At 68.7% G+C, this 10,004-nt stretch carries 11 protein-coding genes; 1 reads left to right on the plus strand and 10 read right to left on the minus strand.

Annotation, left to right across the window (positions count from 1 at the left end; all coding sequences use genetic code 11):
- The 5 genes from VNF71_00765 to VNF71_00785 all read right to left on the minus strand — a co-directional run.
- On the minus strand, positions 1-494 hold a 494-nt coding region (locus VNF71_00765; GenBank protein HVA73080.1), incomplete at its 3' end, for a sigma-70 family RNA polymerase sigma factor.
- A 216-nt stretch (positions 495-710) separates the two neighbouring features.
- Positions 711-1,442: a 23S rRNA (guanosine(2251)-2'-O)-methyltransferase RlmB gene (gene rlmB, locus VNF71_00770; protein HVA73081.1), complete on the minus strand. Its 732-nt coding sequence runs from the start codon at positions 1,440-1,442 to the stop codon at positions 711-713.
- A complete protein-coding gene (ispF, locus tag VNF71_00775) occupies positions 1,439-1,909 on the minus strand; it encodes a 2-C-methyl-D-erythritol 2,4-cyclodiphosphate synthase (protein HVA73082.1) in 471 nt (156 codons plus the stop codon). The genes rlmB and ispF overlap by 4 nt, the downstream gene beginning before the upstream one ends.
- The gene (ispD, locus tag VNF71_00780; protein HVA73083.1) at positions 1,906-2,547 is read right to left on the minus strand and encodes a 2-C-methyl-D-erythritol 4-phosphate cytidylyltransferase; all 642 of its coding nucleotides are present in this window, start codon (positions 2,545-2,547) and stop codon (positions 1,906-1,908) included. Before ispD ends, ispF begins: the two co-directional genes overlap by 4 nt.
- 11 nt (positions 2,548-2,558) lie before the next feature.
- Positions 2,559-3,038, minus strand: a complete 480-nt coding sequence (locus VNF71_00785; GenBank protein HVA73084.1) for a CarD family transcriptional regulator — start codon at positions 3,036-3,038, stop codon at positions 2,559-2,561.
- A 106-nt stretch (positions 3,039-3,144) separates the two neighbouring features.
- Between VNF71_00785 and VNF71_00790 the strand changes: the two genes are divergently transcribed.
- Positions 3,145-3,804: a Crp/Fnr family transcriptional regulator gene (locus VNF71_00790; GenBank protein HVA73085.1), complete on the plus strand. Its 660-nt coding sequence runs from the start codon at positions 3,145-3,147 to the stop codon at positions 3,802-3,804.
- Between the two features lie 6 nt (positions 3,805-3,810).
- On the opposite strand, the gene disA is transcribed toward VNF71_00790, so the two are convergent.
- From disA to VNF71_00815, 5 genes are all read right to left on the minus strand, one after another.
- On the minus strand, positions 3,811-4,878 hold the full coding sequence (gene disA / locus VNF71_00795) for a DNA integrity scanning diadenylate cyclase DisA (GenBank protein ID HVA73086.1): 1,068 nt from the start codon (positions 4,876-4,878) through the stop codon (positions 3,811-3,813).
- Positions 4,879-4,944: 66 nt separating this feature from the next.
- Positions 4,945-5,673, minus strand: coding sequence for an ABC transporter ATP-binding protein (locus VNF71_00800; protein ID HVA73087.1), 729 nt, complete (start codon positions 5,671-5,673; stop codon positions 4,945-4,947).
- Positions 5,666-6,511: an ABC transporter ATP-binding protein gene (locus tag VNF71_00805; GenBank protein ID HVA73088.1), complete on the minus strand. Its 846-nt coding sequence runs from the start codon at positions 6,509-6,511 to the stop codon at positions 5,666-5,668. Before VNF71_00805 ends, VNF71_00800 begins: the two co-directional genes overlap by 8 nt.
- Entirely contained in the window at positions 6,508-8,619 is a 2,112-nt protein-coding gene (locus VNF71_00810; protein ID HVA73089.1) for an ABC transporter permease, read from the minus strand. The genes VNF71_00805 and VNF71_00810 overlap by 4 nt, the downstream gene beginning before the upstream one ends.
- Before the next feature lie 4 nt (positions 8,620-8,623).
- The coding region (locus VNF71_00815) for a hypothetical protein (GenBank protein HVA73090.1) at positions 8,624-10,004 on the minus strand (1,381 nt) is incomplete at its 5' end.

Here is a 10,004-nt window from a genome sequence, read left to right on the forward strand (position 1 = left end):
TCGAGGCCGGAGAGGCTGTCGGCCATCGAGCGGCGCATCGCCTGGATCTGCTCGTTGGAGATGACCTCGTCTGCAGGGTCGGCTGCGCGGTGGTCGTCGAGGAGGTCCTCGACTGCTCCCTCTCCCGGGTCGTCGCTGCCACGGACGCCGGAGATCGATACATAGCGGTTGAGCGGCTGGTGCTTCTGGCGCGTAGCCGCCTTGATGGCGCTGATGACCTGGCGGGTCACGCAAAGCTCGGCGAACGCCCTGAACGACGACTGCCGATCATCACGAAAGTCCCTCGCCGCCTTGTAGAGCCCGATGAGACCCTCCTGCTCCACGTCGTCGGCGTCGGCGCCTACGAGGAAGTAGCTGCGGGCCTTGGAACGGGCGAAACGGCGGTAGCGCTGGAGGAGCACCTCCAGGGATTCCGAATCACCGGCCTGCCAGCGGGCGACGAGATCCTCGTCCTCCAAATCGGCCAGTGAAACCAGCGAACTGCGAACCGTCATGTGGACCTCTGTTGTGTTGGGCTGCTGTGGGGAGTCCACCGAGGTAGATCGGATGGGCTAGTTATTTCTACCCATCAGTTCGCAGCTGTGTCAACCGTCACGGGGTGCTATGCCCGGATTCGTCCCGAGGAATTTATCACCTGACCAGGAAAAAGACGGACGATCTTCGCATAACAGCTAGCCCGGACTGACCCCGTTAGGTGCTAGCTGAGATAACTAGTCCGCGGTGGCCCGCCGGCGGGCTACTTCGAAGCAGGCCAGGGTGGCAGCGGCCGAGACGTTGAGCGACTCGATGGGACCGGCGAGCGGGACCGACACGAGCAGCTCGCAGCGCTGGCGGGTGAGCCGGCCCAGACCGGACCCCTCCGCCCCGAGGACGAGGGCCAGGCCCTCGGTGGCGATGTCCAGGTCCCAGAGGCTCGCCTTCGCTCCGGCGTCGAGGCCGACCGTCCAAACACCGGCACCGGCGAGGGTGGACAAGGCGGCAGGGATACCTCCGACGAAGGCGACCGGCAGATGCTCGGCGGCGCCGGCCGCGGCTTTGACCGCGGTCGGGGTGAGCCCGGCCGCGCGGTGCCGGCCGACGACCAGACCCGTAGCCCCTGCACACAGGGCGCTTCGCATCACCGCCCCGAGGTTGTGCGGATCGGTCACTCCGTCCAGTGCCACGAGGAACGGCCTGCCGTCCGACGCGAGCTGGCCGAGGTCCGCCTCGCGGAGCGGCTCGGCGATGGCCACGACGCCCTGCGGTGAATCCGTGAGAGCCTTGGCGTCGATCTCCTCACGGCCGACCCTGCGGACCGGTACGCCTGCCGACCGGGCCAGTTCGACTATCTCCGACAACGCCCCTTTGTCACTGGCTCCCTCGGCAACGATCACCCGCTGGACCCGCCGCTTTCGCGCCCGTAGGAGCTCGCGGACAGCCTGGCGTCCCTCGACCTGGTTCATCTCGGTACGACGAGCGCTACCGCGAAACAGGCCACGCCTTCGCCGCGCCCCAGCGAACCGAGCGCCTCGGCTCTTTTGGCCTTCACGCTCACTGGCGCGCCCACGACGTCCTCCAGCCTTTGCTGCATCGCCGCTCGGTGTGGAGCGAGCTTCGGTGCCTCGAGCACGACCGTCACGTCGACGTTGCCGATCTTGTATCGCTCCGACACGCTGAGGACGACGCGGGCGAGCAATTCGAGGCTGTCGATGCCGGCGTAAGCGGGGTCGTGATCAGGGAAGTGCTCCCCGATGTCGCCGAGACCGGCCGCTCCGAGCAGCGCGTCGGCGACCGCGTGCGACACCGCATCCGCGTCGCTGTGCCCTGCAAGACCCGGACCCTCGAGGGTGACTCCGCCCAGTACGAGCCGGCGGTCGGGGTCGTCCGTGAAAGGGTGGATGTCGAAGCCGAGCCCGACCCGTGGAGTCATCCGCGCTCCTTGCTCAAGGCCTCTGCGACGAGCAGGTCTGTTGGCGTGGTGACCTTGATGTTGTGGCGCTCGCCGTCGATCAGGGCTACGCGGCCGCCGGCGGCCTCTACGAGCGCGGCGTCGTCGGTGGCGTCGTCTCCGCCGGCGTGAGCTTCTTTGAGGGCCTGCGCTCGGAACGCTTGAGGCGTCTGGACCGCGAACAGCTCCGACCTGTCGAGGGTGACCACCACGCCTTGCGGGGTCTTTCTCTTGATCGTGTCGGTGAGCGGGCAGGCGGGGATCGCACCGTCGGCACCTTCTTCGACCGCGTCGATGACAGCCTTCCAAAGTGCCTCGCCGGCGAGGGGACGGGCGGCGTCGTGGACGACGATCACGTCGGCGCCGTCGGGGACCGCGGCGAGACCGGCCCGTACCGATGCCGAGCGGGTAAGCCCACCGCTGACAACCCGGTCAGCATCCCATTCGCCGGGTGTGCCACCCGGAAGGACGAGCACCACGCCCTCGCAGAGCTTGCGCGCCGTGTCGAGCGACCACTCGACGAGCGGGCGGCCGGCGAGCGTGGCGAACTGTTTGGGCCCGCCGAAGCGCGATCCTGTACCGCCGGCGACGACCACGGCCCAGACTCCGTCAACCGGCACGGGCGAACCGCCTAGGGGAGAGCTTCGTCGAGCTTCTTCTCGGCCTCGGCCTCGTCGACGCCGATCGCGAAGGTGAGCTCCGAAACCAGGATCTGCCGGGCCCGGTTGAGCATGCGCTTCTCGCCGGCGGACAGTCCCTTGTCCTTGTCACGGTTCGAGAGGTTCCGCACGACCTCCGCCACCTGGTAGATGTCGCCGGACTTGAGCTTCTCGACGTGGTTCTTGTACCGGCGAGACCAGTTGGTGGGCATCCGCACGTCCTTCTTGCGGAGGACGGCGAAGACCTCCTCGACCTCTTCGTCGTTGATGACCTCCCGCAGGCCCACCTCTTCGGTGTTGTCGGAGGGGACCATGAGAGTGAGATCGCCATAGGCGAGCCGGAGGACGAGGTACTCCTTCTTCTCACCGAACGCCTCCCGCACCTCCCTGCGCTCCACCACGGCCGCGCCGTGGTGGGGATATACGACCTTGTCTCCGACGTCGAATGGCAATGCTGCTCCCGGAAAGCGAACGCGAGGGGGGTCCTTCCAGGGTACCAGCCGACTGGCCGGCTGACCCGGCGAGCCCGTGGCGCGGGCGGGTAATCTCCCCGACGTCATGGACGACCTCGACCTGCTCGCCAGCTCAGAGTTGTTCTCGGGGTTCGACTCCGAGGCGCTGCACAGGCTGGTCGCACAGTCACGGGGCGTCGAATGCGAGCGCAACTTCAGCCTGTTCCTCGAGGACGACCCGGCCGACGAGATGTTCGTCGTGCGCAGCGGCCGGATCGCGGTGGGGAGGCGATCGGTGGACGGGCGGGAGTCGTTGGTGGCCCTGATGGAGACGGGCGACGTGTTCGGAGAGATGTCGCTGTTCGACGGGGGCAATCGTTCGGCGTCGGCGCGAGCGTTGGAACGATCCGAGGTTCTCGGGATCCCGTATTCGGCCGTTCGCACAGCGCTGGACGCCGAGCCCCGTCTGTTGTGGGACGTCGTGGGGTTGCTCGCCGACCGGTTGCGCGTCACCGACTCAGCCCTCGCGGACGCCGTGTTCTTGGATGTCACCGGGAGGACGGCTAAACGGCTGCTGGAGCTCGCGGGCGACCAGGAGGAATTCCAGCTTCCGATCACCCAGGAGGAGCTAGCCGGACTGGTGGGAGCGTCGCGCGAGCGCGTCAACAAGGCGATCGCCGCATTCATACGCCTCGGTTGGATCGAGCAGACCGATCGCAGGTACCGCATCGTCGAGCGCGAGAAGCTGGCGCAGCGTTCGCACTAAAGAGGTCTAGCTGTAGCGATCGAGAATGCTGGCCTCGGCCAGGCGCGCGAGACCGTCCTTGATGGTGCGGGCCGTGACCGGGTCGACGTCGGGCACCGCTTCGAGATCCTCAGCCGTCGCCCTCATCACCTTCTGCAGTGACCCGTAGCGAAGGACCACCGAATCCACGAGCGGCTCGGGTAGGCGCGGGATCCGCCCCAGGAGCCGGTATCCCCTCGGCTGCAGGCTGGCCTCGAGGTCGCCACCGTGGTCGAGGTCGAGGACGGTCATCACCGCTGCAGGGTCGAGCACCCGGTCGGTGGGCAGGAAAGCCAGCGCGAGCATGACCTCGTCGACGCTGTCGGGGTCCTCGGTGGGGATGTAATCGCGGACAACCTGGCGCCGTTCGTCTTCTACGCCGGCCATCAACTCGTCGAGCTGCAGGTGGGCGAGGCGCCCGTCGGTGCCCAATTCGACGATGTAGCCCTCGATCTCCTCCGCGATGCGGCGGACCATCTCCGCCCGTTGGAGCACGGTGACGACGTCGCGGGCAGTGACGAGGTCCTCGACCTCCAACGCCGACAGCGACGTAGTGACCGTGTCGAGGCGGTCCCGGTAACGCTCGAGTGTCTGCAGCGCCTGGTTGGCGCGGCCGAGCAGGCGCGCAACCGAGTCGAGCGCGTGTTTGTCCTCGCCGCGGTAGAGGGTGATAACGGACAGGTCTTCGGATACGGCGATCACCGGAACGTCGATCGAGCGGGCGACCCGTTCGGCGGTCCGGTGCCGGGTGCCGGTCTCGCTTGTGGGCACTCCGGGGTTCGGTACCAGGTGGACGTTGGCCCGTGCGATCCGGCTGGCGTCGGAAGCCAGGATGAGGGCACCGTCCATCTTCGCGAGCTCGGCCAGGCGTTGGGGGCTGAACTCGGCGTCGAGGAGCAGCCCTCCGGAGCAGATGCTCAGCACGTCCGGCCCGTCGCCGACGACGATGAGCGCGCCCATGTTGGCCTGCAGGATTCGGTCGAGCCCGTCCCGCAGCGGCCTGCCCGGGGCGATCGCGCCGAGCGCCTCGATCATCGCGGCCCGGGGGCGTTCCACCGGGCCCAGCCTACAGGCGTTGTGCCTCGCCGGAGGGGCTGGGAGCTAGTCGAGCGCCCGTTCCAACTACCGGCCCCGTCGCGCCGAACCGCTCTCCAGGAACACCGACCGGATCAGGTCATCGCGGGAGGCGAGGTCTGCGCTCGGTCCCTCGAAGCGGACCTGACCGCGCTCGAGGAAGTAGGCGCGCTCGGTGACGGAGAGGGCCATGGTCACGTGCTGCTCGACCAGGAGAATGGCGATGCTGCGCTCGTGACAGAGGGTCTGAAGCAGCCCGATGAGCTCCTCGACGACCGCCGGCGCGAGGCCGAGGGAGAGCTCGTCGACCATGAGAAGCCTCGGCCTGGCGACGAGTGCCCTCGCGATGGCGAGCATCTGCTGCTCACCGCCCGACAACGTGCCTGCGAGCTGCCTGCGGCGTGAGGCCATCCACGGGAAGGGGCGGGCGGCTTCGGTGACGGCGTCGGCGAGCTGGGCTTTGGGGAGGAGGTGGCCGCCGAGGTTGAGGTTCTCCTCGACGGTCAGTGTGGGGAGCAGGCCGCGGCCGCCGGGGACCTGCCCGACCCCCCGTGCCAAGACGATCTCCGGGGCGGCGCCGGTGATGTCGGTGCCCTCGAAGGTCACCCTCCCGGCTTTGATCGGCAGAAGCCCGGAGATCGCCTTGAGGATGGTCGACTTGCCGGCGCCGTTGGTGCCGAGGAGGGCGACCATCTCCCCTGGCGCGACCGTGAGGTCGATGCCGTTGAGGACCCGGATGGCCCCGTAGGAGACCTCGAGGCCACGGACCTCAAGCACGGACGGCCCCCTTCTTCGCCTGAGAAGCCCGCCTCGGCTTGGCTGCCGGCGCGTTCTGCTTGACCCACGCGTCGCCGAGGTAGCTCTCGATCACCGCAGGGTCGGTGATCACGTCCTGGGGTCGCCCCTCGGCGATGACCGTGCCTTTGGCCATCGCGACGAGCCGGTGGGAAAGACCGAGGACGAAGGGCATGTCGTGTTCGACAAGGACGACCGACGCGGCCAGCCGGCCGCGGATGGAGTCGAGTATCGGCCCGAGCGCCTCCACCTCTTTCTGCGCCATGCCCGACGACGGCTCGTCGAGAAGAAGCAGGCGCGGGGCGAGCGCGACGACGCAGGCGAGTTCGCAGAGTCGCAGCATGCCGTAGGAGAGCTCCTGCACCGGCTTGTCGAGATGGTCCTGCAGGCCGACGACGCCGAGGACGTCGTGCGCCCTGTCGGAGATGTCCTTCTCCTCGCTGGCCCCGATCCCGAGGACGGACGCCCAGAACCCGCGGTGGCTTCGGGTGTGCTGCACCGTCTTGAGGGTCTCAAGGACCGTGAGCGAACCGAAGAGACGTGCGTTCTGGAAGGTGCGCCCGACTCCGAGGCCGGCGCGCCGGTGCGGCGGCAAAGACGCCAGGTCCACCGGCGACCCGTCCGCCGACCGCAACCAGATCTCTCCGCCGTCGGGGTTGACGAAACCGGAGATGGCGTCGAAGGCGGTCGTCTTGCCCGCCCCGTTGGCGCCGATGACGCCGACGATCTCCTCGTCGCCGACGGTGAAGCTGACCGCATCGAGGGCCGTCACCCCGCCGTAGCGTTTGGTGACGTCGCGGCATTCGAGGAGGGGGATCACAGCGCGCCCACCGCGTCGACGAGTTGGCGGTCCTCGGCGACCAGCTCGCCGTGGACGGTCGAGCGGCGGCGGACGAAGCGTGCCATCGTCGCGACACCGCCGGGGTTGACGACCATGACGAGGATCAGGAGGGCGCCGGCGACGATCTCCGCTCCCGACCCGGTCGACGACGCGGACGCCCGGCTGGTGAAGACGAGGGGCAGCAGGCCGAAGACGCTCGACGCGAGAACCGCTCCGCCGATCGAACCGATCCCGCCGACCACGACGTAGGCGAGCCAGGTGATCGAGAAGAAGATGTCGGTGTAGTTGCCGCCCGGCTGGCCTATGACGTAGGTGAGCACCGCGCCGGCAACCGACGCGACCGCGCCGGCGAGGACGAACCCGCTGAGCTTGGTCCTGGTGGTGTCGATCCCGTACGCGGAGGCGACCGTGTCCGAGTCGCGCACCGCGTAGAAGGCCCTGCCCGGGCGGGTGACCGAGACCCTCCAGCACAGCAGTGTCACCACCGCGGCGACGGCGAGCAGGCAGTAGTAGGTGCCGAGTGTCGTGTTCACGTGCCAGCCGAACAGGTCGGGATGGGCGGCTCCCGCGTGGCCGAGACTCACGTTGCCGGCGACCAGGCGCGAGGCGCCGTAACCGAACGCGAGCGTCGCTATCGCGAGGTAGAGGCCGCGCAGGCGCAGCGCCGGCAGGCCGATGAGCAGGCTGAACGGCACTGACAGGAGCGCCGCGAACACCACCGGCAGGGGGAACGGAAGGTGCAGCGAATCGGAGCCGATCAGGGTGCCCACTCCGCCGACGGCGATGAACGCACCCTGCGCGAGGCTTATCTGACCGACCCATCCGGTGAGGACCACCACCGACAGGGCGAGCATGAAGTAGGCGAGGCCGATGGTGAAGTCGAGCCCGTAGACGTCGTGGTTGATGCCCGTCACCGGCCACGCGATCAGCGCCACCGCGCCGACGGCGATCAGAACCCGCTTGAGCCGCCGCTGCCTGGCCTGGTCGGACGAGGTCCAGTCGAGTCCGAGCGCTGACCGCCACAACCGCCAGGCCTGTATCGGGTCGAATGCCCGCGCGAGCAACGGCTGGCGCGACAGCGGCTTGGTCGTCACACCCGAATCCTCGTCCTCGCGGCTGCTTGCGAAGATCCACGACGGCCGCGCCACGAGCACCGCGAGAGCGACGAGGATGCTGGCCGCCTCGGGCATCCCGGTCTGGGTCCAGTTGTGCCCGAGGAAGTGGATGCCCGTCGAGGGGTAGTAGGCCTGGACGAGCTCCTGCAGAACCCCGAGGCCGATGCCGGCGCCGAACGCGACGGGCAGCGAGGTCATCCCGCCGATCACCGCGGCGATGAAACCGACAACGGCGGTCAGGGTGAGGTTGGTGGTGTTGAGGTCCACCTGCTCGGCCGAGAGCAGGATGCCGATGAAACCGGCGAGCATCGTGCCCCCGACCCAGGAGAGCACCGACAGGCGACGTGCGGAGACACCGCACAACTGAGCGACGTCCCTCTTTGACGAAAGTGCCCGGATGGCAAGCCCCGTACGGGTCCAGCGGAAGAACGCGAACACGAGACCGGAGAGGAGGAGCGAGAGGATGAGGATGCCGAGTCGTTCGTAGGTGAGGTACACGCCGAGGAAGTGGATCGTGTGCGCCCGGGAGAACGGGGCTTCGGGGCCGGTGACGAAGCGGTCCTGGAGGCCGAACATCTTCCCGGCCATGCCGGTCAGGATCAGGTAGAGGCCCACCGACACGATGATGAGAGCGATGGTCGGCGCCTCGGCGAACGGTCTCATCACCAGGCGTTCGATCAGGTAACCGAGCACGCCCGCCACCGCGAGGCTGACCGGCATCATCGCCCAGAAGGCGGGGTGGAAGCGGTGGTGCAGGTTCAGATGGAAGAAGAGAAGGTGCCAGTGGATCGCGTAGGTGTGTCCCGCGAGCGCCTGGTAGTGCAGCAGCGCGACGAACGTGGCGGTGGTGCCGAACGCGAAGTTGGGAACCCTCGTCGCCTTGTACATCGAGACGATGCCGAGCCCCATCACCGAGTAGACGGACCCGGCGATGACCCCCAGGATGAGCACCGTCGGCAGCGCGAGTCTCATCTGCTCACGCCTCCGGGTGGTCCACTGGAGCGAGGGTCACCCGCCAGGGTGCGACCAGGTTCAAGCCGAAGAGGGCGGCGAGCGCGGCGAGGATGAGTCCGGCCATCTCGAGCGTGGTGCGCGCCGGCAGCAGCGCGCCGACGGTGGTCACCAGCCGGGGCGGAGAGGGCGAAGCGGCGGCACGCGACGGAGTGAACGGCTGCGCCGGTGTGGCGAGCGCGGGGGCACCCGAGGCGAAGTCGGGCGCAGCCGGTGGCGCTGCGGCCGGGGCCACCGATCCGGGCTGCAGGCCCGACCCGATCCCGAGGTCCCCTGTGCCGATCCCGTATTGCAGCGGTTCGCTGCTCGCGTTCGCCTCGGTCCCGACGAAGCCGAGCAGCACCTGCAGTATGAGCGGCTTGACGGTGGTCGGGTTCAGGTTGTCGGGGACGACGCAGCGCAGCGCAGCGCCCGCAGCGGTCGAGCCGGCATCGCTGCCGTCGGCTTTGACGCGGTTCGGGAGCGGCGGGCGCGCGAAGAGGGTGCCTTGCGGGTAGTCCGCCGGGTTGGACAGCACGGTCAGGTTGCAGCCGACCGACGACGCCGACTGGTTGAACTCGTCGACGAGCGGACCCGCCTGAGACACCGGGACCGTCGGCCCGGTCCCGAGTTGGATCCCGTTCGGCCCGATCGAGATCGACGTGCCGGCGATGCTGAGGTCGGAGATGTCCACCTGCGCGTTCGTGGCGGCGCCGCCGGGCCGGCCGCTCGCCTGGCTCCAGCCGCTTGCTTCGACACCGGCGACGGTGAACAATCCCGTGATCGAGAAGTTGTGCACCTCCGCGTCGGCCGCGACCTTGGCCGCGCCAAGGGTCGTGTCGGGTCCGAGGAGTTCGTGGCCGGTGACCGCGCCGTTGACACCGAGCGGCACCGCAGAGAGGCCGAGCGTCTCGAGCTCGTTCGGGTTGGTGACACCGGCGTTGCCGCCGATCTGGGTCGCGTACGCCTGAGCGGTCGCCTGAGGGCCCGCACTGCAGGTCGCCTCTGACTGCGCCGTCTGCTGGTCGGTCCCGTCGAAGGGGTAGCTCTGCGCGTCGGTGTTCGGCTCGGAGGGGTAGACGCAGGTGGCCTGAGGGAGCTGGGTGTACTGGTGGCCGTCGCCGGTCGGGTCGGCGACCTTCGGCCCGATCACCGCGCCGAGGAGGTCGACCGCTGACGTGGCGTTGGCGAAGTTCTCCTGGGCGTTCACCTGCCCGGCCAGGCTCGGGATGTCGCCGGTGCCGACCGGTAGCGGCTCGTCCGCTTCGATGCGCACCGCGACCGCTTGCACGTCGCCGGTGAAGACCGGCGGAACCGGGCCTGGCGTCGCCGCAGGGTCGCCGGCGTCGTGCACACCTGCCGGGACC

The organism is Acidimicrobiales bacterium (genome assembly GCA_035533095.1).
In the GTDB taxonomy this organism is placed as follows: Bacteria; Actinomycetota; Acidimicrobiia; order Acidimicrobiales; family Palsa-688; genus DATLUM01.